The organism is Streptomyces sp. NPDC055815 (assembly GCF_053616475.1).
Map to the genome: position 1 here is coordinate 1 of NZ_JBSHDU010000093.1, position 25,090 is coordinate 25,090.

Here is a 25,090-nt window from a genome sequence, read left to right on the forward strand (position 1 = left end):
GCCTGGCCCGGCGCGTCCGCACCCGCGGCGCCCGCCGCGCCGGCCCCCGCGCCCGTGCAGGCGCAGCCCGCGCCGCAGGCCCCCGCTCCGGCCTCCGGCGGCGGGGACACGGCCCAGGTACGGAACCTGTGGCCGCAGATCCTCGACGCCGTGAAGAACCGGCGCCGCTTCACCTGGATCCTGCTCAGCCAGAACGCCCAGGTGGCCGGGTTCGACGGCACGACCCTCCAGCTCGGCTTCCTCAACGCCGGCGCCCGCGACAACTTCGCGAGCAGCGGCAGCGAGGACGTCCTCAAGCAGGCCCTCGCCGAGCAGTTCAACGTGAACTGGAAGATCGAGGCGATCATCGACCCCTCGGGCGGCTCCGCGCCCCCGCCGGCCGCCACCGGCTTCGGAGGCGGATCCGGTGGGTCCGGTGGTGGCTTCGGCGGGTCGTCCGGTGGTGGCTTCGGTGGATCCGGTGGCGGCTTCGGTGGCGGGCGGCCCGCCGCTTCCGCTCCCGCGCCGGCCTTCCAGCAGGCCCCGTCGCCCGCCCCCGTACAGGCGCAGGCCGCCCCCGCCCCGGCGCCCGTCCCTGCTCCCGCGCCCGCGTACGCGCCGCCCGCGCCGCAGCCCGTGGCGCCCGAGGACGACGTTCCGGAGGAGGACGATCCGGACCTCGTCGACTCCGCGCTCTCCGGGCACGACCTGATCGTGCGCGAGCTCGGAGCCACGGTTGTGGAGGAATACACGAACGAGTAGGGCCGTCTCGCTCGGTGGCCCGCACAAGGGGCATGCCGCCCCGCGGGCTACCCTGGCAGGCGTGAAGGTCCTCGTCATCGGCGGCGGCGCCCGCGAACACGCCCTGTGCCGCTCTCTCTCCCTCGATCCCGACGTCACCGCTCTGCACTGCGCGCCCGGCAACGCCGGAATCGCGGAGGTCGCCGAGCTGCACCCCGTCGACCAGCTGGACGGCGCTGCCGTCGCCGCGCTCGCCACCGAGCTGGGCGCCGAGCTCGTTGTCGTCGGCCCGGAGGCCCCGCTCGTGGCCGGCGTCGCCGACGCCGTGCGCGCGGCCGGCATCCCGGTCTTCGGCCCGTCCCAGGAGGCGGCCCGGCTGGAGGGCTCCAAGGCCTTCGCCAAGGACGTCATGGCGGGTGCCGGGGTCCCCACCGCCCGTAGCTACGTCTGCACGACGCCCGCCGAGATCGACGAGGCGCTCGACGCCTTCGGCGCTCCGTACGTCGTCAAGGACGACGGCCTCGCCGCCGGCAAGGGCGTCGTCGTCACCGAGGACGTCGAGAAGGCCCGGGCGCACGCGCTCGCGTGCGACCGCGTGGTCATCGAGGAGTACCTGGACGGCCCCGAGGTCTCCCTCTTCGCGATCACCGACGGCACGACCGTCCTCCCGCTGAAGCCGGCGCAGGACTTCAAGCGCGCGCTCGACGGCGACGAGGGCCCGAACACCGGCGGCATGGGCGCCTACTCGCCGCTGCCCTGGGCCGACCCGAAGCTGGTCGAGGAGGTCATGGAGACCGTCCTGCAGCCGACGGTCGACGAGCTGCGCCGCCGTGGCACCCCGTTCTCCGGCCTGCTGTACGCGGGTCTGGCGATCACCAGCCGTGGCGTGCGGGTCATCGAGTTCAACGCGCGCTTCGGCGACCCCGAGACGCAGGTCGTGCTGGCCCGTCTGAAGACCCCGCTCGCGGGCGTCCTGCTGCACTCCGCCAACGGCACGCTGGACGACCAGGCCCCGCTGAGCTGGAGCGACGAGGCCGCGGTCACCGTGGTCGTCGCCTCGCACAACTACCCGGACACCCCGCGGACGGGCGACCCGATCGAGGGCCTGGACGAGGTCGCGGCGAAGGACGCCCCGTACGCGTACGTGCTCCACGCCGGTACGAAGCGGGACGGCGAGGCGGTCGTGAGCGCCGGCGGGCGCGTCCTGTCGGTCACCGCCACCGGTTCGGACCTGGCGCAGGCCCGCGAGCGGGCGTACGCGGCGGTCGGCCGCATCCGCCTTGACGGTTCGCAGTACCGAACGGACATCGCGCGGAAGGCCGCCGAGGCCTGATTCCGCTCGATTTCGCCTGAGTTTTTGTGATTCCACTTGTGGCCGTGTGGTGCGGAACCCGTGCACCACACGGCCATATGTGTGCCATCACCTTTACCCAAAGCCATTCCATCGAGTGACGGCTCGGCCATACGGATGACGCCCGCCACAGCCCCAACTAGGGTGCGGCGAAGGCATTCCGGCACTTGGCCCACCGGCATTGCGATGTCAGTGGCGGGTGCCACAGTGGGGGAGTGAGCAACACCGCCACAGGCAGTCCCGTCGAGGGCAGGAGGGGGTGATGAACGGCGTGTCCGGTACCGGTTCCGTTGTCGGCGAGGAGTGGGGTGCGCGCGCCGCGCGCTCCCGGGCCCTCGCCGTCCTCCGCGTCCGCGGCAGGGCACTGGGCCTCGCGGTGCTCCCCGCCGCGGTGGCCGTCGTCCTGTACGCGGGCGGGGTCACCGACCACTTCACGGGAGCCGGCTGGGACACGGCCCGCTGGGTCGTGACCGTCCTCGCCGTGCTCGTCCTCCTGGCCGCCGCGGCCGTCGCCCTCGTCGTCGCCCGGGCCCGACCCGCGGCCACGCCGACGGTGGAGCTCGCCGAGACCGCCGCCCCCGATCTGTACCGCCTCGTCCGCGACCTGGCCGACCGGCTCGGCGTCCCGGCGCCCGCCGCGATAGCCCTCACGCCGGACTGCGACAGCTGGCTGGAGGACCGCACCCACCGGGCCCACCGGCTGCACCGCACGTCCGGCGGCGACGGCGCCCCGGTCCTGGTCATAGGCTCGCCGTTCCTGTGGTGGATGCGCGTCGGCGAACTGCGGGCGGTCCTCGCCCCCGTCGTCGCCGGTACGGGACCGGCCGCCCATCCCGACATAGCCGCCGCCCGCCGCTTCGTCCGCGGCCTGGACGCCGCCGTCGCCGTGCCCAGGGACCCCGGCCTCGACCCGATCCGCCGACTCGGCGCCCACGGCGTCGGGCAGGTCGCCCGCGTGCTGCTGCGCGCCTGTCGCGGGCACGCCGCCGAGATGGAGCGCGGGGTCGCCGCCGCCGGCTCGGAGCGCGCCCAGGCCGTGGACTACGGCGTACGGATCGTCGCCCAGGAGCAGGTCGGCCTGGCCTACGCGGGCTGGGACCGGCTCCTGACCCGGGTCGCGCTGCCCGCCTGGCGCATGGGCCGCTGGCCCGCCAAGCTCGACGCGGGCGTGGTCTCCGCCCTGACGGAGCTGTCCCGTCGCGACCGGCTCGCGGAGGGCTTCTCCTCCCGGCTCGGTGAGCGCCCCGCCTGTGACCTCCTGGAGGAGCCCGGCGCCGTCGACGAGGCCACCTCGCTGCTCGCCGCCCGCCTCTTCCACGGCGGCCCCGCCGAGCCCGGCCCCGACTGGGCCCCGGTGGAGTGGAGCCAGTACCCGGAGGAGGTCGTCGACCGGAAGTGGCGCACCGACGCGGCCCGGCTGCACCAGGTCCTCGACGGCCTGGGCGTGGCCGGGGCCTCGGGTGGCCGGGGATCCGGCGAGGCGGGCCCGACGCTGACCCGCGTGATCGCCCACCTGACGACCACGCCGCCGGAGCCCGCCGCCACGGGAGCCGCCTCAGCCGGAGCCACTTCCCCCGCAGCCGCCTCCGCCGGAGCCGTTTCCTCCGAAGCCGCGTCCGCGGGAGCCGCTTCGTCCGAGGACGCCTCCGCCGGAGCCGTTTCCTCCGAAGCCGCGTCCGCGGGAGCCGCTTCGCCCGAGGACGCCTCCGCCGGAGCCGATTCCCCCGAAGCCGGATCCATCGAAGCCGGCGCCTCCGGCGAGGACGACGACGAGCCGGTCAACCCCGCCGCCGAGGCGCTCGCCGGAGCGCTCAGCGCGCTCCTCGCGCGCGAGGAGGCGGCCCGGGAGGCCCGCGTCGCCGCGGCGGCCGAGGCCGCCCGCACGGCCGCAAAGAGCCGCACGGCCGCAAAGAGCCGCACGGCTGAGAAGGGCCGCACGGCCGAGCCGAGCCGGGCCGCCGAGCCGAGCCGGACCGCCGAGCCGGGCCGGGCCGCCGAGCCGGCTCTGACCGCCGCCCCGCACCTCGCCGTCAGTGGCCCCGACGGGCCCCTGCCGCTCTTCCCGCTCCAGCCGCCCCGTACCGGCCGTGACCTGCTCGCCGACCACGTGACCGCGATGGTCTGCTGTGCGGCCGTGGACACCGCCGAGGCCACGCCGGGACTCGACTGGCTCGACGGACCGGCGCTGCTCGTCGGCGGCGAGCGGGTGGCGGACCTCGGTCCCCGGGTCCTCGCCCTCGTCGAGGACGGCGACCCCGAGCCCCTGCGGGCCTGGCTCGCCCTCACCGGGGTGCGTCCGGAGAAGCCCGTACGCCTGGTCTGAGGGCGACCGGGCGGGCGAGAACCCGGAGCCGGGGCTTCCACTCTCGTCAATTCACGACGAACGGTGACGGAGTGCGTGCGTTATGTGATGTGCTGGAGACCGTCACTGACAGAGGCACGAAGACAGAGGCACGAGCCACAGGCACTGACCGGCCGACCGGGGGAGTCGAGGGAGGGGCGCACATGGGGGCGGAGCAGATCAGACGGTGGGAGTCGGGTGCGCTCGCGCACGCCGTCTCCGATCCCTTCGGCCAGGGCCCGCTGCCCTGGCTGCGAGGCTCGGAGAACTACTTCGACGACACCGGCCAGATGGTGCCCTGGTACGCGGACGAGATCCTGGCCCGGGGCGGCACCGGCGGCCCGCGCACGGCCGACGACGTCCGCCGCCAGATCAAGGGCTTCGCGTCCGACGGGGCCGTGGCGCCGGGCGAGTCGATCGACTTCCACATCACCGTGGACCCGCCGCAGCAGTTCTCGGTCGACGTCTACCGGATCGGCCACTACGGCGGCGACGGCGCCGCGAAGATCACCACCAGTCCGCGTCTCTCCGGGATCGTGCAGCCGGCCCCGCTCACCGCCGACCGCACGGTGTCCTGTCACCACTGGTGGCAGTCCTGGCGGCTGCAGGTCCCCACGTACTGGTCGATCGGTGCGTACGTCGCCGTCCTCACCACCGCCGACGGCTACCGCTCGCACATCCCCTTCACGGTCCGCGACAACCACCCGGCGGATCTGCTGCTCGTCCTGCCGGACGTGACCTGGCAGGCGTACAACCTCTACCCGGAGGACGGCCACACCGGCGCCAGCCTCTACCACGCCTGGGACGAGGAGGGCCGGCTGCTCGGCGAGGAGGAGGCGGCCGTCACGGTCTCCTTCGACCGCCCGTACGCGGGCGCGGGACTCCCCCTGCACGTCGGGCACGCCTACGACTTCATCCGCTGGGCCGAGCGCTACGGCTACGACCTGGCGTACGCGGAGACCCGGGACCTGCACGCAGGCCGGGTCGACCCGAGCCGCTACCGGGGTCTCGTCTTCCCGGGCCACGACGAGTACTGGTCGGCGCCGATGCGCCGGACCGTCGAACTCGCCCGCGACCAGGGCACCTCGCTCGTCTTCCTCTCCGCCAACACCATGTACTGGCAGGTGGAGCTCGGCCCTTCGCCGTCCGGGGTGCCGGACCGCCTCCTCACCTGCCGCAAGCGGCGCGGCCCCGGCCGCCCCGCGCTCTGGCGCGAGGTCGACCGGCCCGAGCAGCAGCTCCTCGGCATCCAGTACGCGGGCCGGGTGCCCGAACCGCACCCGCTGGTCGTACGGAACGCCGACCACTGGCTCTGGGAGGCCACCGGTGCGGGCGACGGTGACGAGCTCCCGGGCCTGGTCGCGGGCGAGGCCGACCGCTACTTCCCGCGGACGGCGCTCCCGGAGCACCAGGGCCGGATCCTGCTCTCCCACTCGCCGTACCAGGACAGCGAAGGCGCGCTGCGGCACCAGGAGACGAGTCTGTACCGGGCCCCGTCCGGGGCGTGGGTCTTCGCGTCCGGCACTTTCGCCTGGTCGCCGGCGCTGGACCGGCCGGGCCATGTCGACGCCCGGGTGCAGCGGGCCACGGCGAACCTCCTCGACCGCATCTGCAAGAGGGAGTGAGCGCGGGCTCACAGGGTCCGACGGCGGGATCCGTCCCCACGTGCGAGAGAATCGGACACGCTCCTGGATCAACCTACGCGGAGGAACCGTGTCCGGATTCGTAGAAAAGCCCGAGCCCGTCCAGGTCCCGGGCCTCACCCATCTCCACACGGGCAAGGTCCGCGACCTGTACCGGAACGAGGCGGGCGACCTCGTCATGGTGGCGAGCGACCGCATGTCGGCCTACGACTGGGTGCTGCCCACCGAGATCCCCGACAAGGGCCGGGTCCTCACCCGGCTCTCGCTGTGGTGGTTCGACAAGCTGGCCGATCTGGTCCCGAACCATGTGATCTCCACCGAGTTGCCGGCCGGTGCCCCCGCCGACTGGGCGGGCCGCACGCTGATCTGCACGTCGCTGAACATGGTCCCGGTCGAGGCCGTCGCCCGCGGCTACCTCACCGGCTCCGGCCTGCTGGAGTACAACGAGTCCCGCACGGTCTGCGGCCTCGCGCTGCCGGAGGGCCTGACGGACGGCTCCGAGCTGCCCGCCCCGATCTTCACCCCGGCGACCAAGGCCGCGGTCGGCGACCACGACGAGAACGTCTCGTACGAGGAGGTCGCCCGCCAGGTCGGCGCCGAGACCGCCGCGCTGCTGCGCCAGACGACCCTCGCCGTCTACTCCCGGGCCCGGGACATCGCCCGCGAGCGCGGCATCATCCTGGCGGACACGAAGTTCGAGTTCGGCTTCGACGGGGAGACGCTCGTCCTCGCCGACGAGGTCCTCACCCCGGACTCCTCGCGCTTCTGGCCGGCCGCCGAGTGGGAGCCGGGCCGTGCCCAGCCCTCGTACGACAAGCAGATCGTGCGGAACTGGCTGACCTCGCCGGCCTCCGGCTGGGACCGCAAGAGCGAGCAGCCGCCGCCGGCCCTGCCGCAGGAGGTCGTGGAGAAGACCCGCGCCAAGTACATCGAGGCGTACGAGCTTCTCACCGGCATGAGCTGGAGTTAGGGAACGAGAAAGCCCCCGGTCGATTCGACCGGGGGCTTTCTTCATGGAGCGGACGACGAGATTCGAACTCGCGACCCTCACCTTGGCAAGGTGATGCTCTACCAACTGAGCCACGTCCGCATGCGCCGTAGCGCGCTGCTAACTATACCCAACCTCGCGGGTGCTCGTGACACACCGCCGTGTGGGGCCCTTCACATCCTCCTGGGACACGACAAATGCCCCGGTTCCTGAGAACCGGGGCCTTTGCTCCCTGAGCGGACGACGAGATTCGAACTCGCGACCCTCACCTTGGCAAGGTGATGCTCTACCAACTGAGCCACGTCCGCATTGCTACCGGTCAGCTTTCGCTGCTCGGTGCGAGCACCACTCTACCTGATCCACCGGAGTGGTCGGTAATGCGTTTCTCGCAGAGCGGGTGACAGGGATCGCACACTGCGCCTTCCCCCTGGAAGGGGGCTGTTCTGCTACTGAACTACACCCGCACGCTGCTGGGGACTTGGCTTTTCGGCCTCGCCCCTCGGCGTGATCCAGACTCTAGCCGATCAACGGGGGTGCAATGCAAATCGCCTCGGCCCGAGGGCGACCGAGGCTCGGACCGCCCCCCACGCCCCCCTCCTCAGCTCGCCGCGCGGAAGGCCTCGTAGACGCGCTTCGGGATCCGGCCGCGGGCGGGGACGTCCATCTTGTTGGACTGGGCCCAGGCGCGGACCGCCGCCGGATCGGGGGCGAGGGCGGTGTGGGTGTACGAGTCGGCCGGGGCGCTCCGGCGGCCCGCCGCCCGGACCGGGATCTTGCGGCCGGCGGCGAGGTAGGGCGCGAGGGCCTTGCGGAGTTTCTTTGCATTGGCAGCATTCAGGTCGATCTCGTACATCTTCCCGTCGAGGCCGAACGCGACCGTTTCAGCCGCTTCTCCGCCGTCGATGTCGTCGGAGAGAGTGACCACCACACGCTGAGCCACGGATATCGGTCCTTTCCTGCGGCCGCCGGGGTCGACGGAGCGCTTGTGGCGCCCCTGACGTGCGACGATGCCGACCGTTCGGCTGTGCCGGGACAATGCTGCTTTCTTCTGGATTCCTTTGTACAGCGGTAGGCGTCGCATTGTGAAGCCCTGTCAATTGTTTCAGCGTGTCCCGGTGCAATGCGGTCCGCAATATTTCACTCGAATTTTGTGCGGGGTGCGTGTGGGTCGGGGGGAACGCGTTCGTGCGGCGCGCGCCGTCCTGAACCGGGCTTTTGTAGGATCCTTCAGATCTCTACCCGCGTAGAATTTGGAGGCAGGTACGCTGAGGGAACCGCCCACGCAACACACCACCGGGAGTGCCAGTGGCACGCGTCGTAGTCGACGTCATGCTCAAGCCGGAGATCCTCGACCCTCAGGGGCAGGCGGTGCAGCGTGCACTGCCTCGCCTGGGATTCGCCGGAATCGCCGACGTCCGTCAGGGGAAGCGCTTCGAGCTGGAGGTGGAGGGACCGGTCGACGACGCCGCCCTCGCCCGCATCCATGAGATGGCCGAAACCTTCCTTGCCAACACCGTGATCGAAGACTTCGTCGTGAAGGTGGAGTCGTGACCGCACGCATCGGCGTCGTCACGTTCCCCGGAACGCTCGACGACCAGGACGCGCTGCGTGCCGCCCGCCTCGCGGGCGCCGAGCCCGTCTCGCTCTGGCACCGCGACAAGGACCTCAAGCAGGTCGACGCCGTGGTCCTGGCCGGCGGCTTCTCCTACGGCGACTACCTGCGGGCCGGAGCCATCTCCCGCTTCTCGCCGGTGATGGAGAGCATCATCGAGCAGGCGAAGGCGGGCATGCCCGTCCTCGGTATCTGCAACGGCTTCCAGATCCTCACCGAGGCCCATCTGCTGCCGGGCGCGATGCTGCGCAACAACCACCTCCACTTCATCTGCCGCGACCAGAAGCTGCGGGTGGAGAACGCGGAGACCGCCTGGACCTCGGACTACACCGAGGGCCAGGAGATCGAGGTCCCGCTCAAGAACATGGACGGCCGGTACGTCGCCGACGAGCGCACGCTCGACGAGCTGGAGGCCGAGGGGCGGGTGGCCTTCCGCTACCTGGACATGAACCCCAACGGCTCGCTGCGCGACATCGCGGGCATCACCAACGCCGCGGGCAACGTGGTCGGCCTCATGCCGCACCCGGAGCACGCCGTCGAGCCGCTGATCGGCACCGGCAAGACGGACGGCCTCGGTTTCTTCACCTCGATCCTCAAGAAGCTGGTCAACGCCTGATGAGCCTCGACACCGTCAAGCACGCGAGCGAGACGCCGGACAGCGAGCAGCCCTGGAAGGAGCTCGGCCTCAAGGAGGACGAGTACGCGCGCATCCGCGAGATCCTCGGCCGCCGTCCCACCGGCGCCGAGCTCGCCATGTACTCCGTCATGTGGTCCGAGCACTGCTCCTACAAGAGCAGCAAGGTCCACCTGAAGCAGTTCGGCGAGAAGACCCCCGCCAACGACGCCATGCTCGTCGGCATCGGCGAGAACGCGGGCGTCGTCGACGTCGGCCAGGGGTACGCGGTCACCTTCAAGGTCGAGTCGCACAACCACCCCTCGTACATCGAGCCCTACCAGGGCGCGGCCACCGGCGTCGGCGGCATCGTCCGCGACATCCTCGCCATGGGCGCCCGTCCGGTCGCGGTCGTCGACCCGCTGCGCTTCGGCGCGGCCGACCACCCCGACACCAAGCGCGTGCTGCCCGGTGTCGTCGCCGGCATCGGCGGCTACGGCAACTGCCTGGGCCTGCCGAACATCGGCGGCGAGGTCGTCTTCGACTCCTGCTACCAGGGCAACCCGCTGGTCAACGCCGGCTGCATCGGCGTGATGAAGCACGAGGACATCCACCTCGCCAAGGCCTCGGGCCCGGGCAACAAGGTCATCCTGTACGGCGCCCGCACGGGTGGCGACGGCATCGGCGGCGTCTCGGTCCTCGCGTCCGAGACCTTCGACGACACCAAGCCCACCAAGCGCCCCGCCGTCCAGGTCGGCGACCCCTTCCAGGAGAAGCTCCTCATCGAGTGCACCCTGGAGATCTTCCAGGAGAAGCTGGTCGCGGGCATCCAGGACCTCGGCGGCGCCGGGCTCTCCTGTGCCACGTCCGAGCTGGCCTCCGCCGGTTCCGGCGGCATGCGGGTCGACCTCGACAAGGTGCACCTGCGCGACGCGACGCTCTCGCCCGAGGAGATCCTCATGAGCGAGTCGCAGGAGCGCATGTGCGCGATCGTCGAGCCGCAGCACGTCGACCGCTTCCTGGAGATCTGCGAGAAGTGGGACGTCATCGCCGTCGTCATCGGTGAGGTGACCGAGGGCGAGCGCCTGGAGATCTTCTGGCACGGCGAGCAGATCGTCGACGTGCCGCCGCGCTCCGTCGCCCACGAGGGCCCGACCTACCACCGGCCGTTCGCGCGCCCGGACTGGCAGGACGCGCTCCAGGCCGACGACGCCGGCAAGCTGCCCCGGCCGCAGAACGGCGCCGAGCTGAAGGACCAGGTCCTCAAGCTCGTCTCCTCCCCGAACCAGGCCTCGAAGTCCTGGATCACGGACCAGTACGACCGGTTCGTGCAGGGCAACACGGTCCTGGCGCAGCCCGAGGACGCGGGCATGGTCCGGATCGACGAGGAGACCAACCTCGGCGTGGCCATGGCGACCGACGGCAACGGCCGGTACGCCAAGCTCGACCCGTACACGGGTGCGCAGCTCGCGCTGGCGGAGGCGTACCGCAACGTCGCCGCCTCCGGTGCGAAGCCGCTGGCGATCTCGGACTGCCTGAACTTCGGTTCGCCCGAGGACCCGGCCGTGATGTGGCAGTTCGCCGAGGCCACCCGTGGTCTCGCGGACGGCTGCTTCCAGCTCGGCACCCCGGTCACCGGCGGCAACGTGTCGCTGTACAACCAGACCGGTGAGGTCGCCATCCACCCGACGCCCGTCGTGGCCGTCCTCGGTGTGATCGACGACGTCAACCGCCGCACCCCGATCGCCTTCGCGGAAGAGGGCCAGCTCCTCTACCTGCTCGGCGACACCAAGGAGGAGTTCGGCGGTTCGGCCTGGTCCGAGGTGATCCACCAGCACCTCGGCGGCATGCCGCCGGCCGTCGACCTCGACCGGGAGAAGCTGCTCGGCGAGATCCTGATCTCGGCCTCGCGCGACGGCATGATCGACGCGGCGCACGACCTGTCCGACGGCGGTCTCGTGCAGGCGGTCGTCGAGTCCTGCCTGCGCGGCGGGAACGGCGCGCGCCTGGTCGTCCCGGAGGGCCTGGACGCCTTCACGTTCCTCTTCAGCGAGTCGGCCGGCCGTGCGGTCGTCGCCGTCCCGCGCAGCGAGGAACTCCGCTTCACCGACATGTGCGGTGCGCGGGGTCTGCCGGCGACCCGGATCGGTGTCGTCGACGGCGACGCCGTGGACGTGCAGGGCGAGTTCGCGCTCTCCCTCACGGAGCTGCGCGAGGCGCACGAGGCGACGATCCCGGGCCTGCTGGCCTGACGCCGCACTGAGCGATGGAGCCCCTGCCCCTTCCCGGGCGGGGGCTCTGCCGTTTCAGCCATCGAGGGAGAAGAAGGCGTCCATCTCCTCGATGTCCTCGACGCACTCGTCGATGTCGGAGATCATCCCTCCGATGATGGTGAAGAACAGGCCGCCTCTCATCTCGATCCCACGGTCGCCGTGTTCGGCGAACCACGTGTGGGCCGACATCACATGTCCCCGCCCGTCGGGGTAGACGCCGTGCAGCTCGACGCGCATCGTGCCGCCTGTGTACTCGAACAGGTCGCCGTACATGGCAAGGATGTTGTCCCGGCCCTTGAAGTGCCCGCCGAACCGGCTGCTGCCGGGTGCGTGGTGGGTACAGTCGCTGGTCATGGTGGCCGCCAGTGCCTCCATGTCACCCTTGGTGAACGCCTCGTAGCCCCGGCGCACCAGGGCAGCGTCGGGGTGCTCGTGATGGGTCATGGTCGCGGCACCGCCTTTCGGTGAGGGGGTGTCCCCCTTCCTCAAGTCTCGCGGCTAGCCTCGGCCCATGCCACCTGCCAAGAAGCGCACCCGCAGCTACGACTCCGCGAAGACCCGGGCCGCCGTCCTGGCCCAGTTCGGGCACGTACGGGAGGCGGTGGCCGGGCTCACGCCGGAGCAGCTGGCCGGGCCGACGCGGCTGGGGGAGTGGACGGTACGGGACCTGGTGGGGCACTTCTCGATGGTGCTCGGCTCGGTCGTGCGGTACCTGGAGGCGCCGGAGCCCGCGGCGCGGGAACTCGCCCTGCTCGACTGGCCCTTGGCCACGGTCACCGCGGCGGCCCGGATCGACGAGGACACCCGGGCGGTGGACACCGGCGATCCGGTGGGGCTCCTCGCGGCGACCGCGGCCCGTTACGAGGAGCTGGTCGCCGCCGCTCCCGACGAGCGGCTCGTCCCGGCCCGCTTCGGGGCCATGACCCTCGGGGACTTCCTCGTGACCCGCACCGTCGAACTCGTCGTCCACACCGACGACCTGAACGCGGCGACCGGCGCCGGCGTCCCGTACGACCGCCAGGCGCTCGCCGCCTGCACCCGGCTCCTCGCCGACACGCTCGCGGTGAAGGCCCCCGGCGGGGCGGTGGAGGTGCGGATCCCGCCGTACGCGGTGGTGCAGTGCGTGGAGGGGCCGCGGCACACCCGGGGCACCCCGCCGAACGTGGTGGAGACGGACCCGCTGACCTGGCTCCGGCTCGCGACGGGCCGTACGGAGTGGGCGGCGGAGCTGGAGGCGGCGCACGTCGGCGCGAGCGGGGAGCGGGCGGATCTGAGCGGTCTGCTCCCTCTGATGGGCTGAGCCCGGAACCGTACGGGCGGCCGTTCCGTCCCACCGGCATGCCGAAGCCACGCGCACGCGTCGTCCTGGTCCCCCTCCTTCTGCTGACCGCCTGCGGTACGGAGTCGGGCGCCGGTTCCGGTGGAGCGGACACCGTCTCCCCGGACCTGCCGGTCGCCGGCACGCACTGGACGGTGAACGCCGTCACGGTCGACGGCCGCAGGTCCCTCGCGCCCGACGGCGCCCGGGTCGATTTCGAGGAGAACGGCCGGGCCGCCGGGAACGGCGGCTGCAACTCCTTCGGCGCCGCGGTCGACGTGCGGGGGGACACCCTCACCGTCACCCGGCAGGAGGTCACCACGATGGCCTGCTCCGGCGACCGGAGCGGTTTCGAGACGGAGTTCCTGAAGGCGTTCTCCGGCTCCCTGAAGGGGACGCTGAAGGGCGACGGCCTGCGGCTGGCCTCGACCGACGGGCGCAACGTGCTGGAGCTGGCCACCGAGCCGGCCGTCCCGCTGCGCGGCACCGCCTGGAAGATCGACGGTCTGGTCGAGAAGGAGACGGCGTCCTCCCTGCCGGCCGGCAGCGGCGACAAGGCGCGGTTCGTCCTCGGTGCCGACGGCCGGATCACCGGAAATCTCGGCTGCAACGACTTCTCGGCGACCGCCCGCCTCGACGAGAAGGCCCGGACGCTCACCGTCGAGGGTCCGGCGGCGACGACCCGGATGATGTGTTCGAGCGCGGAGATGAAGCTGGAGACGCGGCTGTACGAGCTCCTCGACGGCCCGCTCTCGTATCGGCAGAACCACCGAACCCTGACCCTCACGGATGCCTCGGGGGAGGGCCTCACGGCGACCGTGAGCGCCCGCTGAGCGGCTGCCGATTGCGGCGTCCGTCACATCGCGGGACCGTCCCGGGCCTGGTACGAGCGTCCGCTCGCCCGGGCCCGGGCGGCGGAATCCCTTACCCCGCCTGCTTCGTGGGCCTCTCCAAGCCGCAATCGATCATTTTGTGCGATCGCACGAGTGCGGGCACCCCCGCTTTTCCTCAATTCGGACCAGTGGTCGAGCCCGTCTACACTCGGAAACGTGCCACGCGGAGACGGTCGACTCAATCACGATCTGCTCCCCGGTGAGAAAGGCCCCCAGGACGCTTGTGGCGTCTTCGGTGTCTGGGCTCCGGGTGAAGAGGTCGCAAAGCTCACGTACTTCGGGCTCTACGCCCTCCAGCATCGGGGTCAGGAATCCGCGGGAATCGCGGTAAGCAACGGCTCCCAGATCCTCGTCTTCAAGGACATGGGACTTGTCTCCCAGGTCTTCGACGAGACTTCTCTCGGTTCCCTCCAGGGTCATATCGCGGTCGGTCACGCCCGCTACTCGACCACCGGGGCCTCCGTGTGGGAGAACGCGCAGCCGACGTTCCGGGCGACCGCCCACGGCTCGATCGCGCTCGGCCACAACGGCAACCTGGTGAACACGGCGCAGCTCGCCGAGATGGTCGCCGACCTGCCCAAGCGGGAAGGCCGCACCACTCGTGTGGCGGCCACCAACGACACGGACCTCCTGACGGCGCTCCTCGCCGCGCAGGTGGACGAGGACGGCGAGCCGCTCACCATCGAGCAGGCCGCCGCGAAGGTCCTCCCCGACGTCCGGGGCGCCTTCTCCCTCGTCTTCATGGACGAGCACACGCTCTACGCGGCCCGTGACCCGCAGGGCATCCGCCCGCTGGTCCTCGGCCGTCTGGAGCGCGGCTGGGTGGTGGCCTCCGAGTCCGCCGCCCTCGACATCTGCGGCGCCAGCTTCGTCCGCGAGGTCGAGCCGGGCGAGATGATCGCGATCGACGAGAACGGCATCCGCACCTCGCGATTCGCGGAAGCGAAGCCCAAGGGCTGTGTCTTCGAGTACGTGTACCTGGCCCGCCCGGACACCGACATCGCCGGCCGGAACGTGTACCTCTCCCGCGTGGAGATGGGCCGCCGCCTCGCCAAGGAGGCGCCGGTCGAGGCCGACCTGGTGATAGCGACGCCGGAGTCCGGCACCCCGGCCGCCATCGGCTACGCCGAGGCCTCGGGCATCCCCTTCGGCGCCGGCCTGGTGAAGAACGCCTACGTCGGGCGCACCTTCATCCAGCCCTCCCAGACCATCCGCCAGCTGGGCATCCGGCTGAAGCTGAACCCCCTCAAGGAAGTCATCAAGGGGAAGAAGCTCGTGGTCGTCGACGACTCGATCGTCCGCGGCAACACCCAGCGCGCGCTGGTCCGGATGCTCCGCGAGGCCGGTGCGGCCGAGGTCCACATCCGGATCTCCTCGCCGCCGGTCAAGTGGCCCTGCTTCTTCGGCATCGACTTCGCGACCCGCGCGGAGCTGATCGCCAACGGGATGTCGGTCGAGGAGATCGGCAAGTCGCTGGGCGCGGACTCGCTCTCGTACATCTCCCTGGAGGGGATGATCGAGGCGACCACGATCCAGAAGCCGAACCTCTGCCGTGCCTGCTTCGACGGCGAGTACCCGATGGAGCTGCCGGACCCGGAGCTGCTCGGCAAGCAGCTCCTGGAGACCGAGCTGGCCGCCGGCCCGGCCGCCACCGCGGCCTCCGACGCCCTCCGTCGCCCGTAAGACCCCGCTGCAACCCCGCAGTACGACACGAAAGTTCCCAGCCATGCCTGAGACCACCGGTGCCAGCTACGCGAGCGCGGGCGTCGACATCGAAGCGGGCGACCGCGCCGTCGAGCTCATGAAGGAGTGGGTGAAGAAGACGCAGCGCCCCGAGGTCCTCGGCGGCCTCGGCGGTTTCGCCGGCCTCTTCGACGCCTCCGCCCTCAAGCGCTACGAGCGTCCGCTGCTCGCCTCGGCGACCGACGGCGTCGGCACGAAGGTCGACATCGCCCGCCAGATGGGCGTGTACGACACGATCGGCCACGACCTGGTCGCGATGGTCATGGACGACATCGTCGTCTGCGGCGCCGAGCCGCTCTTCATGACCGACTACATCTGCGTCGGCAAGGTCCACCCCGAGCGGGTCGCCGCCATCGTCAAGGGCATCGCCGAGGGCTGTGTCCTCGCCGGCTGCGCCCTGGTCGGCGGCGAGACGGCGGAGCACCCGGGCCTCCTCGGCCCGGACGACTTCGACGTCGCCGGCGCGGGCACGGGTGTCGTGGAGTACGACCGGCTGCTCGGCGCGGACCGCATCCGTACGGGGGACGCGGTCATCGCCATGGCGTCCTCGGGCCTTCACTCCAACGGGTACTCGCTCGTCCGGCACGTGGTCTTCGACCGCGCCGGCATGACCCTCGACCAGCGGGTCGAGGAGCTCGGCCGGACGCTCGGCGAGGAGCTCCTGGAGCCCACGAAGATCTACTCGCTGGACTGCCTGGCCCTCACCCGGACCACGGACGTCCACGCCTTCAGCCACATCACGGGCGGCGGTCTCGCGGCCAACCTGGCGCGGGTGATCCCGGACGGGCTGCACGCCACGGTGGACCGTTCGACCTGGACGCCGGGCGCGATCTTCGACCTGGTCGGCAAGGCCGGTCAGGTGGAGCGCCTGGAGCTGGAGAAGACCCTCAACATGGGCGTCGGCATGATGGCCGTCGTGCCGGCCGAGTCCGTGGACGTGGCCCTGGCGACCCTGGAGGACCGCGGGGTCGAGGCCTGGGTCACGGGCGAGATCACCGAGCGCGGGGCGCACACGACGGGCGCTGAGCTGGTCGGCGACTACGCCAAGTAGTTCTCGGAGGTACGAGGCGGGGCGCTCCTGAGGGGGCGCCCCGTTTCGCGTGTCCGCCCACGCGGGGTTCGGTGCGCGGACAGCACAGAAACCCGGCCGGGTGACCCCGGTCCGGGTTTCGGTGATTCAGAAGGTCAAGCGCGACGCGGGGACGAGCTCGGACCGGACTCGTCGTCCTCGTCCTCGTCGTCCGTGTTGTAGAGATCCGCGTACTGGGCGTACGGGTCGTCTTCCTCGTCGTCGTCCTCGAACGGCTCGCCATTCGGCGGCTGGCTCGAAGTCGAAGCGCCCAGCTCATTGGCCAGACGCGTCAGGTCTGTCCCGCCGCTGCTGTACTTCAGCTGGCGGGCGACCTTGGTCTGCTTGGCCTTTGCCCGGCCGCGCCCCATGGCTCGACCCCCTCGGTGACGGGGCTCGTCGGCCCCAGAGTCTTGACACGCGTTCATGATTCGGAACGGACTCTCGGTAGAGAGACCGGTCCGTAGGGCTTCAACGGTACCTGTTTCCGTGGGTCTACGGTACGCCGCGCGCATCACATACCCCGGTACAGAACCATCGAGGTGCCCTTTCCTCGCTGGTCAATCGCGATTTTAACCTCTTCTTGAGGGCCGACCCGCCGAGGGGCGTGAGCGAAGTCTCTCCACGGGTTTCCCGTGGGCGCCCGTCTGCGGGCCGGTCCTCCGTGCTTCCGGGGCCGGGGATCAGCCGCGGCGGGCGTCCGCCATCCGCTGCTCGGCGATCCGGTCGGCGGCCGCGGCCGGCGGAATGCCGTCCGCCTTCGCACGTGCGAAGATCTCCAGGGTGGTGTCGAAGATCTTCGTCGCCTTGGCCTTGCAGCGGTCGAAGTCGAAGCCGTGCAGCTCGTCGGCGACCTGGATCACGCCACCGGCGTTGACCACGTAGTCGGGCGCGTAGAGGATGCCGCGCTCCTCCAGGTCCTTCTCGACACCCGGGTGCGCGAGCTGGTTGTTGGCCGCGCCGCAGACGATCTTCGCGGTGAGGACCGGCACGGTCTCGTCGTTCAGGGCGCCGCCCAGCGCGCAGGGCGCGTACACGTCGAGGCCCTCGACGCGGATCAGCGCGTCGGTGTCGGCGACGACGGTGACCTGCGGGTGCTTGTCGGTGATCCGGCGCACCGACTCCTCGCGCACATCGGTGATGACGACCTCGGCGCCGTCCTCCAGGAGGTGCTCGACGAGGTAGTGGCCGACCTTGCCGACACCCGCGACGCCGACCTTGCGGCCGCGCAGCGTCGGGTCGCCCCAGAGGGTCTGGGCGGCGGCGCGCATGCCCTGGAAGACGCCGAAGGCGGTGAGGACGGAGGAGTCGCCGGCGCCGCCGTTCTCGGGGGAGCGGCCGGTGGTCCACTGGTTGGTGCGGGCGACGACGTCCATGTCGGCGACGTAGGTGCCGACGTCGCAGGCCGTGACGTACCGGCCGCCGAGGGAGGCCACGAAGCGGCCGTAGGCGAGGAGGAGCTCCTCGGTCTTGATCTGCTCCGGGTCGCCGATGATGACGGCCTTGCCGCCGCCCAGGTCGAGTCCGGCCATGGCGTTCTTGTACGACATGCCGCGCGACAGGTTGAGCGCGTCGGCGATCGCCTCGGCCTCGGTGGCGTACGGGTAGAAACGGGTGCCGCCGAGGGCGGGGCCCAGGGCGGTGGAGTGGAGGGCGATGACGGCCTTGAGGCCGGTGGCGCGGTCCTGGCAGAGCACGACTTGCTCGTGGCCACCCTGCTCCGAGTGGAACAGAGTGCTCAGTACGTCAGCAGGAACGCCGGTCACATCGGTCACGGTGGTGACTCCCAAGTACGAAGCGGCGGTTGCGGGCCTCCCTACGGGTGGGGGAGGACCAGTTCGGCAAGAGGTTAAGTCCTACCTGGGCGTAGATCGGCCGCAGTGCTCAGGATCACCCCCTCCAGGAGTACCTCCGTGGAAGGATTTGCGACATGTCGGTCGCCCCCACGGTCCCCGTTCCCTACGCGTCCTATCTGCGGGTGTACGAGCCGCTGGCCGCGTTCCCCGAGCCGGAGCGGTCCCACTGGGCCCGGTACGCGCGCCGCCCGCGCATCCCGGGGGCGCAGGAGGAGCTGCGCCGCTCGCTCGCGGATCTGCTGCCGACGCCCCCGGTGCCGGTGCCGGTCCACGAGAGCGGGGAGGCGTTCGTCGCGCATCTGGACGGGGTGGTGGTGATCTGCCCCTGGCGGACCCGGCTGCGCGGCTGGCTGGCCCTGGAGGAGCTGGCGGCGGGCCCGTATCCGGCGCCGGTGCTCGACGCGATGCTGCCGCCCGTGGTGCGCGTCCAGGTGGCCGGCGACTTTGAACGGTGGTTGCTCAGGAACCCGGATGCCCGGCCCTGGATCCGTACGGGGGTGTGGCAGGTGCCGTTGCGCTGGTTCGCGCTCTTCGGGGACGAGGACCGGGAGTACGAGCCGGGGGACCCGGGAAGCACGGAGGAGGGCCGGGCGCCGGTGCTGCGCTACCGGACGACGATGGCGCAGGCGCGGCGGCGGCTCGCGCGGGCGTTGAAGGCGCTGCGGGAGTCGATCGACGACGGTCCGATGACGGCGGGGCTGATCGAGGTGGGGCGCTGGCTGGAGGAGTTCCATCCGCGGGCGCTCGTGGAGCTGGACTTCGGCGGTCTGGTGCACGCGCTGCCGGCCCGGTGGCTGGCGGAGGACCGGTCGGCGGCCCAGCTGGCGGAGGGGATCGCGGCGCTGCGGGCCGGGGACGGCGAGGCGGCGAGCGAGGTGTACGGGCGGCTCGCGGAGCGCTGGCGTGCGGTCAGGGACCTTCGTTTCGCGAACTGACATAGTCCGGACAGATTCGTCAGGTCGGTATCGACAAGACATGTCCGACGGGTGTAAATGATCTTCAAGGTGCGGTGGCCGGAACGATGCGGCTCCGGTGGCCGGGTCTTTCGCACTCATGGGCGAGGACGTTGGTCCCGATCCGGGCCTTTGGCTCAAGCGTGACGGACAGCACGTAACGCACCCTTGCGCCCATCGCCCACCCTCGTGCCAAAATAGGACAAGGAGTCCGGGGAGGGTTCCTTCCACCCAAGTTCGGGCGGAATGCTCAGCATTGCACTCTATGGGGGGTCTGAGGACTCCTGATCGCTCTGTGACTGATCGTCACAGTGGCGTGACTGTCCGTTATGGCATGGTCAGTCGACTTCCGCCGCTGATGAACACCTGCGAGGGCAATTCCATCGGTTTGGCCGACGCGGCTGGACGGATGGTGTAGTTGTAGTGCCGAGGACAAGCCGTTCGTCCTATAACCGACTCGGCCCGCTTCTGCCATTTCGGGCATGGCGGGTCAAGGTGCAGAATTTAGAGGAAAGAACCGAGATTGGTTCGGTTCTCCCGAGGAGGCCGCTCATGACCGCTCGCACCCCTGATGCCGAGCCGCTGCTGACCCCTGCCGAGGTTGCCACGATGTTCCGCGTGGACCCGAAGACGGTGACCCGTTGGGCCAAGGCCGGCAAGCTCACGTCCATCCGCACCCTGGGTGGACACCGCCGGTACCGCGAGGCCGAGGTTCGCGCTCTGCTGGCGGGTATTCCCCAGCAGCGCAGCGAGGCCTGAGGTCGCGCAGAAACCTGCAGCACCCTGCAACACCCCGTAACACCGGGCCCGTCCGGATCCCCCAATCCGGTCGCCCACCCCTAGTACTGCCGACGGACTCCTGCCCCAACAGGTCTTCGTCAACGATCGCGCTGGACTCCGCCGGGTCCAGCGCGATCTTTTTTGTGCCCCGCGCCACACCCGCTCCAGGGTGGTGCAATTGCACATATTAAATCGGGGTGGTGTAGGGAGGGTGTAAGTGTGGTCGTTTCTGAAACAGCTTCAGTGACACCCGTCACACTGGGGAAGTCTTGCCAAGGAACAGCCTGCCACCTCCGGGATCGCTCCCAACCCGCCGTTGGTCATGGGTCGGTGGGACTTTCGTCCCCGGTGCGCTCTCCGGTCCGCTCTCCGGTGCACTCCGGCGGCCCCGCCGGCTCCTCCGGCTCGGGGAGCTCCATGGCGAGCCGCAGGAGGCGATGGCAGACCACGCAGTGGCGGGTGAGGTGTCCGTACCGCGACGCGGCCGCCAGATGGGCGCGCAGCAGCGCTCGTGTGTCGTGCCGTGCTGCGGATGCCGCGGCCATGCGCGACCACCTCCGGTGTGGGCCCCCGATTCCCTGAAGTCCGGGGTACCGGCGGCCCCGCGGCCCCGTCAAGACACGGGAACACAACGAAGGCCCGCATCTCGCGATGCGGGCCTTCCGAGAGGCGACTCTGACGGGACTTGAACCCGCGACCTCCACCTTGACAGGGTGGCGAGCTAACCAACTGCTCCACAGAGCCTTGCTCGCAGCCCCTCGTGAGCGGCTGCGAGACAGACTGTACAGCAGGTCAGGGGGCGCGGTCGAACCCGCTACGGGGCCGCCGCGTCGATCGCCTTCACGATCCGCTTGTCCGAGATCGGGTACGCCGTGCCCAGCGCGTGCGCGAAGTAGCTCACCCGCAGCTCCTCGATCATCCAGCGGATGTCGGTGACCTCGGACGGCACCGGGCGGCCCATCGGAAGCTGCTCCAGGAGCCAGGCGTACTCGTCCAGCATCTCCTGGACCTTCTCCATCCGGGTGGTGTCCCGCTGGACCCCGGTGGGCATCTGCTGGAGCCGCCGGTCCACCGCCACCAGGTAGCGCATCAGGTCCGGGAGCCGCTTCAGGCCCGTACGGGTGACGAAGCCGGCCGGCATGAGCCAGGCGAGCTGCGTGCGCACGTCGGTGAGGTTGTTGATCAGGGCCAGGCTGTTCGTGGACTTCAGCCGGCGCTCGCACGCCTGCCAGGCCGCCAGGATCTGCTGGACCTGGCCCACCGTCCGTACCGTCGTGTCCACGAGGTCCGCGCGGACCTTGTCGTACAGCTTCCGGAAGGACTCCTCGTCCCAGGCCGGGCCGCCGTGGTCCGCGATCAGCTTGTCGGCCGCCGCTGTGGCGCAGTCGTCGAAGAGGGCCTGGATCGAGCCGTGCGGGTTCGACGACAGGGCCAGCTTCTGCTGGTTGGTCAGCTTGTCCGAGGCGAACTTCGCCGGGTTCACCGGGATGTTCAGCATGATCAGCTTCCGGGTGCCCCGCCACATCGCCTGCGCCTGCTCGGCCTCCGAGTCGAAGAGCCGGACGGCGACGCTGTCGCCCTCGTCCACCAGCGCCGGGAACGCCTTCACCGGCTGCCCGGCCCGCCGGGTCTCGAAGACCTTCGTGAGCGTCCCGATCGTCCAGTCCTTGAGCCCCGTGCGCTCCAGGGACGGGCCGGAGCCGTCCGGGCCGCCCGTCGCCGCCGCGGCGGCCTTGGAGAGCGCCTGCCGGGCCTTGGGGCGCAGCTTGAGCCGCAGCGTCTCCAGGTCCTTGTCCTCGGCGAGCTTCCGGCGCCGCTCGTCGACGATCCGGAAGGTCACCTTGAGGTGCTCGGGGACCTTCGCCCAGTCGAAGTCCTCGGCCGTGACCGGGACGCCGACCATCCGCTGCAGCTCCCGGGCGAGCGCGCCCGTCAGCGGCTCCTGCACGGGCACCACGGAGTCGAGGAAGCGGGTCGCGAAGTTCGGCGCCGGCACGTAGTGGCGGCGGATCGGCTTCGGCAGGGAGCGGATCAGCTCGGTGACGACCTCGGCGCGCAGACCCGGGATCTGCCACTCGAAGCCCTCGTCCGTCACCTGGTTCAGGACCTGGAGCGGTACGTGGACGGTCACGCCGTCCGCGTCCGCGCCCGGCTCGAACTGGTACGTCACGCGGAACTTCAGCGCGCCCTGGCGCCAGGAGTCCGGATAGTCGTCCTTGGTGACCGCCCCGGCCTTCTCGTTGATGAGCATCTCGCGCTCGAAGTCGAGGAACTCGGGCTCCTCGTGGCGCTTGTGCTTCCACCAGGAGTCGAAGTGGGCTCCGGACACGACGTGTTCGGGGACGCGCTTGTCGTAGAAGTCGAAGAGCGTCTCGTCGTCGACGAGGATGTCCCGGCGCCTGGCCCGGTGTTCGAGCTCCTCGACCTCGGTGAGGAGCTTGCGGTTGTCCGCGAAGAACTTGTGGTGGGTGCGCCAGTCGCCCTCGACGAGCGCGTTCCGGATGAACAGGTCGCGGGAGATCTCCGGGTCGATCCGCCCGTAGTTCACCTTGCGGTCGGCGACGATCGGGACGCCGTACAGCGTCACCTTCTCGAAGGCCATCACGGCCGCCTGGTCCTTCTCCCAGTGCGGCTCGCTGTACGTCTTCTTCACCAGGTGCTGGGCGAGCGGCTCGATCCACTCGGGCTCGATCCGGGCGTTGACCCGGGCCCACAGCCGCGAGGTCTCCACCAGCTCGGCGGACATGACGAACCGCGGGGGCTTCTTGAAGAGCGCGGAGCCGGGGAAGATCGCGAACTTGGCGTTCCGCGCGCCCAGGTACTCGTTCCGGCCGCCGCCCTCGCGCTTCGGATCCCGGCCGCCGTCCTTGGACTCCTTCACGTCCTTCAGACCGACATGGGAGAGCAGACCGGAGAGCAGGGAGACGTGCACGGACTGCTCCGGCGCGTCCTCCTCGTTGAGGTGGATCCCCATCTGCTTCGCGACCGTCCGCAGCTGGGCGTAGATGTCCTGCCACTCGCGGATGCGCAGGAAGTTCAGGTACTCCTGCTTGCACATCCGGCGGAAGGAGCTGGATCCGCGCTCCTTCTGCTGCTCGCGGACGTACCGCCACAGGTTGAGGAAGGCGAGGAAGTCGCTCGTCTCGTCCTTGAACCGGGCGTGCTGCTGGTCGGCCTGCGCCTGCTTCTCCGAGGGCCGCTCGCGCGGGTCCTGGATGGACAGCGCCGCCGCGATCACCATGACCTCGCGGACACAGCCGTTCTTGTCGGCCTCCAGGACCATCCGGGCGAGCCGCGGGTCCACCGGCAGCTGGGAGAGCTTCCGGCCCTGCTGGGTCAGCCTCTTCTTCGGGTCCTTCTCGTTCGGGTCGATCGCGCCGAGCTCCTGGAGGAGCTGCACGCCGTCCCGGATGTTGCGGTGGTCCGGCGGGTCGATGAAGGGGAACTTCTCGATGTCGCCGAGGCCGGCCGCGGTCATCTGCAGGATGACGGAGGCCAGGTTCGTACGGAGGATCTCCGCGTCCGTGAACTCGGGCCGGGTGAGGAAGTCGTCCTCGGAGTACAGGCGGATGCAGATGCCGTCGCTCGTACGGCCGCAGCGGCCCTTGCGCTGGTTGGCGCTGGCCTGGCTGACCGGCTCGATCGGGAGGCGCTGCACCTTGGTCCGGTGCGAGTACCGGGAGATGCGGGCGGTGCCCGGATCGATCACGTACTTGATGCCGGGGACGGTCAGGGAGGTCTCGGCGACGTTCGTCGCGAGGACGATCCGGCGGCCGGAGTGCGCCTGGAAGACCCGGTGCTGCTCGGCGTGGGACAGCCGGGCGTAGAGGGGGAGGACCTCGGTGTTGAAGAGTTTCTTCTTGAGCAGCGCGTCCGCGGTGTCCCGGATCTCGCGCTCGCCGGAGAGGAAGACCAGGACGTCGCCCGGGCCCTCCTTCTGGAGCTCGTCGACGGCGTCGCAGATCGCGGTGATCTGGTCCCGGTCGGACTCCTCGCTGTCCTCTTCGAGGAGCGGGCGGTAACGGACCTCGACCGGATACGTACGGCCGGAGACCTCGACGATCGGGGCGTCGCCGAAGTGGCGGGAGAAGCGCTCCGGGTCGATCGTCGCGGAGGTGATCACGACCTTGAGGTCGGGGCGCTTCGGCAGCAGCTGGGCCAGATAGCCGAGCAGGAAGTCGATGTTGAGGGACCGCTCGTGGGCCTCGTCGATGATGATCGTGTCGTACGCGCGCAGCTCGCGGTCCGTCTGGATCTCGGCGAGCAGGATGCCGTCCGTCATCAGCTTCACGAAGGTCGCGTCGGGGTTCACCTGGTCGGTGAAGCGGACCTTCCAGCCGACGGCCTCGCCCAGCGGGGTCCTCAGCTCCTCGGCGACGCGCTCGGCGACCGTGCGGGCCGCGATCCGGCGGGGCTGGGTGTGCCCGATCATGCCCCGGACGCCCCGGCCCAGCTCCAGACAGATCTTCGGGATCTGCGTGGTCTTTCCGGAGCCCGTCTCACCGGCGACGATCACGACCTGGTGGTCGCGTATCGCCTCCAGGATCGCGTCCTTCTTCTGCGAGACGGGCAGCTGCTCGGGGTACGTGACCGCGGGCACGCGGGAGGCGCGCCCGTCGACGCGCTCCTTGGCCTTGGCCGCCTCGGCGGCGATCTCGTCCAGGACGGCCGCGCGGGCCTCGGGCTTGCGGATGCGGCGGGCGCCTTCGAGACGGCGGCCGAGCCGGTGGGAGTCCCGCAGCGAGACCTCGGCCAGGACGGACTGGAGGGCGGCGAAGGAAGTAGACATACGGGATCCAGGATCGCACCTGCGGACGAGAAGCGGCGAACCGATTTACGAGCGGCTCCGGCGGGGACGGGCGCCTCCCGGGGGCGGACGCTCCCGGGGCCGGGTGCTCCCCGGGCCGGGCGCTTTCCGGGGACACGCGTGCGGGGTG

Annotated in this window: 19 protein-coding genes, 4 tRNA genes and 1 pseudogene; 14 read left to right on the plus strand and 10 right to left on the minus strand. The window is 70.6% G+C overall.

What is annotated here, in order from left to right; translation table 11 throughout:
* The 5 genes and pseudogenes from ACWGN5_RS36330 to ACWGN5_RS36350 form a co-directional block, all read left to right on the plus strand.
* Positions 1–741, plus strand: a pseudogene (locus tag ACWGN5_RS36330) (DNA polymerase III subunit gamma and tau); the annotation flags it as partial.
* 61 nt (positions 742–802) lie between these two features.
* Entirely contained in the window at positions 803–2,053 is a 1,251-nt protein-coding gene (gene purD / locus ACWGN5_RS36335) for a phosphoribosylamine--glycine ligase (RefSeq protein WP_453522685.1), read from the plus strand.
* A 280-nt stretch (positions 2,054–2,333) separates the two neighbouring features.
* Positions 2,334–4,394: a hypothetical protein gene (locus tag ACWGN5_RS36340; protein ID WP_453522686.1), complete on the plus strand. Its 2,061-nt coding sequence runs from the start codon at positions 2,334–2,336 to the stop codon at positions 4,392–4,394.
* Between the two features lie 182 nt (positions 4,395–4,576).
* Positions 4,577–6,037, plus strand: a complete 1,461-nt coding sequence (locus ACWGN5_RS36345) for a N,N-dimethylformamidase beta subunit family domain-containing protein (protein WP_453522687.1) — start codon at positions 4,577–4,579, stop codon at positions 6,035–6,037.
* A gap of 88 nt (positions 6,038–6,125) precedes the next feature.
* Positions 6,126–7,025 carry a phosphoribosylaminoimidazolesuccinocarboxamide synthase gene (locus tag ACWGN5_RS36350; RefSeq protein ID WP_453522688.1) on the plus strand — a complete coding sequence of 300 codons (900 nt, stop codon included), beginning with the start codon at positions 6,126–6,128 and terminating at the stop codon, positions 7,023–7,025.
* Positions 7,026–7,069: 44 nt separating this feature from the next.
* On the opposite strand, the gene ACWGN5_RS36355 is transcribed toward ACWGN5_RS36350, so the two are convergent.
* From ACWGN5_RS36355 to ACWGN5_RS36370, 4 genes are all read right to left on the minus strand, one after another.
* Positions 7,070–7,145: transfer RNA gene (locus tag ACWGN5_RS36355), tRNA-Gly, on the minus strand.
* 133 nt (positions 7,146–7,278) lie between these two features.
* Positions 7,279–7,351, minus strand: a tRNA-Gly gene (locus ACWGN5_RS36360).
* Between the two features lie 84 nt (positions 7,352–7,435).
* Positions 7,436–7,507, minus strand: a tRNA-Gly gene (locus ACWGN5_RS36365).
* Positions 7,508–7,641: 134 nt separating this feature from the next.
* Positions 7,642–7,983, minus strand: coding sequence for a histone-like nucleoid-structuring protein Lsr2 (locus tag ACWGN5_RS36370; RefSeq protein ID WP_369145468.1), 342 nt, complete (start codon positions 7,981–7,983; stop codon positions 7,642–7,644).
* A 365-nt stretch (positions 7,984–8,348) separates the two neighbouring features.
* Here ACWGN5_RS36370 and purS point away from each other — a divergent pair, with 365 nt between their 5' ends.
* The 3 genes from purS to purL are packed head-to-tail and all read left to right on the plus strand — an operon-like array spanning position 8,349 to position 11,520.
* The gene (gene purS / locus ACWGN5_RS36375) at positions 8,349–8,594 is read left to right on the plus strand and encodes a phosphoribosylformylglycinamidine synthase subunit PurS (RefSeq protein ID WP_015035032.1); all 246 of its coding nucleotides are present in this window, start codon (positions 8,349–8,351) and stop codon (positions 8,592–8,594) included.
* Positions 8,591–9,271, plus strand: a complete 681-nt coding sequence (gene purQ, locus ACWGN5_RS36380; protein WP_352025347.1) for a phosphoribosylformylglycinamidine synthase subunit PurQ — start codon at positions 8,591–8,593, stop codon at positions 9,269–9,271. Before purS ends, purQ begins: the two co-directional genes overlap by 4 nt.
* Positions 9,271–11,520: a phosphoribosylformylglycinamidine synthase subunit PurL gene (purL, locus tag ACWGN5_RS36385; RefSeq protein ID WP_453522689.1), complete on the plus strand. Its 2,250-nt coding sequence runs from the start codon at positions 9,271–9,273 to the stop codon at positions 11,518–11,520. Before purQ ends, purL begins: the two co-directional genes overlap by 1 nt.
* A 54-nt stretch (positions 11,521–11,574) precedes the next feature.
* Here purL and ACWGN5_RS36390 read toward each other — a convergent pair whose 3' ends face one another.
* Positions 11,575–11,985 carry a nuclear transport factor 2 family protein gene (locus ACWGN5_RS36390; RefSeq protein ID WP_453522690.1) on the minus strand — a complete coding sequence of 137 codons (411 nt, stop codon included), beginning with the start codon at positions 11,983–11,985 and terminating at the stop codon, positions 11,575–11,577.
* A 67-nt stretch (positions 11,986–12,052) separates the two neighbouring features.
* Here ACWGN5_RS36390 and ACWGN5_RS36395 point away from each other — a divergent pair, with 67 nt between their 5' ends.
* The 4 genes from ACWGN5_RS36395 to purM all read left to right on the plus strand — a co-directional run bounded on the left by ACWGN5_RS36395 (position 12,053) and on the right by purM (position 16,546).
* Positions 12,053–12,841, plus strand: a complete 789-nt coding sequence (locus ACWGN5_RS36395; RefSeq protein WP_453522691.1) for a sterol carrier family protein — start codon at positions 12,053–12,055, stop codon at positions 12,839–12,841.
* A gap of 38 nt (positions 12,842–12,879) precedes the next feature.
* Entirely contained in the window at positions 12,880–13,692 is an 813-nt protein-coding gene (locus ACWGN5_RS36400) for an META domain-containing protein (RefSeq protein ID WP_453522692.1), read from the plus strand.
* A gap of 216 nt (positions 13,693–13,908) precedes the next feature.
* Positions 13,909–15,435 carry an amidophosphoribosyltransferase gene (gene purF / locus ACWGN5_RS36405; RefSeq protein WP_369145475.1) on the plus strand — a complete coding sequence of 509 codons (1,527 nt, stop codon included), beginning with the start codon at positions 13,909–13,911 and terminating at the stop codon, positions 15,433–15,435.
* A 43-nt stretch (positions 15,436–15,478) separates the two neighbouring features.
* Positions 15,479–16,546, plus strand: coding sequence for a phosphoribosylformylglycinamidine cyclo-ligase (purM, locus tag ACWGN5_RS36410; protein ID WP_453522693.1), 1,068 nt, complete (start codon positions 15,479–15,481; stop codon positions 16,544–16,546).
* Between the two features lie 134 nt (positions 16,547–16,680).
* Here purM and ACWGN5_RS36415 read toward each other — a convergent pair whose 3' ends face one another.
* Entirely contained in the window at positions 16,681–16,935 is a 255-nt protein-coding gene (locus ACWGN5_RS36415; RefSeq protein ID WP_030685394.1) for a DUF3073 domain-containing protein, read from the minus strand.
* Between the two features lie 312 nt (positions 16,936–17,247).
* Positions 17,248–18,339, minus strand: coding sequence for a Leu/Phe/Val dehydrogenase (locus ACWGN5_RS36420; protein WP_453522694.1), 1,092 nt, complete (start codon positions 18,337–18,339; stop codon positions 17,248–17,250).
* A gap of 155 nt (positions 18,340–18,494) precedes the next feature.
* Here ACWGN5_RS36420 and ACWGN5_RS36425 point away from each other — a divergent pair, with 155 nt between their 5' ends.
* The gene (locus tag ACWGN5_RS36425) at positions 18,495–19,355 is read left to right on the plus strand and encodes a hypothetical protein (RefSeq protein ID WP_453522695.1); all 861 of its coding nucleotides are present in this window, start codon (positions 18,495–18,497) and stop codon (positions 19,353–19,355) included.
* A gap of 570 nt (positions 19,356–19,925) precedes the next feature.
* Positions 19,926–20,132 carry a developmental transcriptional regulator BldC gene (gene bldC, locus ACWGN5_RS36430; protein ID WP_003949541.1) on the plus strand — a complete coding sequence of 69 codons (207 nt, stop codon included), beginning with the start codon at positions 19,926–19,928 and terminating at the stop codon, positions 20,130–20,132.
* A gap of 341 nt (positions 20,133–20,473) precedes the next feature.
* Here the strand turns inward: bldC and ACWGN5_RS36435 are convergent, their stop codons facing one another.
* From ACWGN5_RS36435 to hrpA, 3 genes are all read right to left on the minus strand, one after another.
* Complete coding sequence (locus ACWGN5_RS36435; protein ID WP_453522696.1) at positions 20,474–20,698, minus strand: DUF6274 family protein; 225 nt, start codon at positions 20,696–20,698, stop codon at positions 20,474–20,476.
* A 125-nt stretch (positions 20,699–20,823) separates the two neighbouring features.
* Positions 20,824–20,897, minus strand: a tRNA-Asp gene (locus tag ACWGN5_RS36440).
* Positions 20,898–20,967: 70 nt separating this feature from the next.
* On the minus strand, positions 20,968–24,942 hold the full coding sequence (gene hrpA, locus ACWGN5_RS36445) for an ATP-dependent RNA helicase HrpA (protein ID WP_453522697.1): 3,975 nt from the start codon (positions 24,940–24,942) through the stop codon (positions 20,968–20,970).
* Positions 24,943–25,090 lie beyond the last annotated feature (148 nt).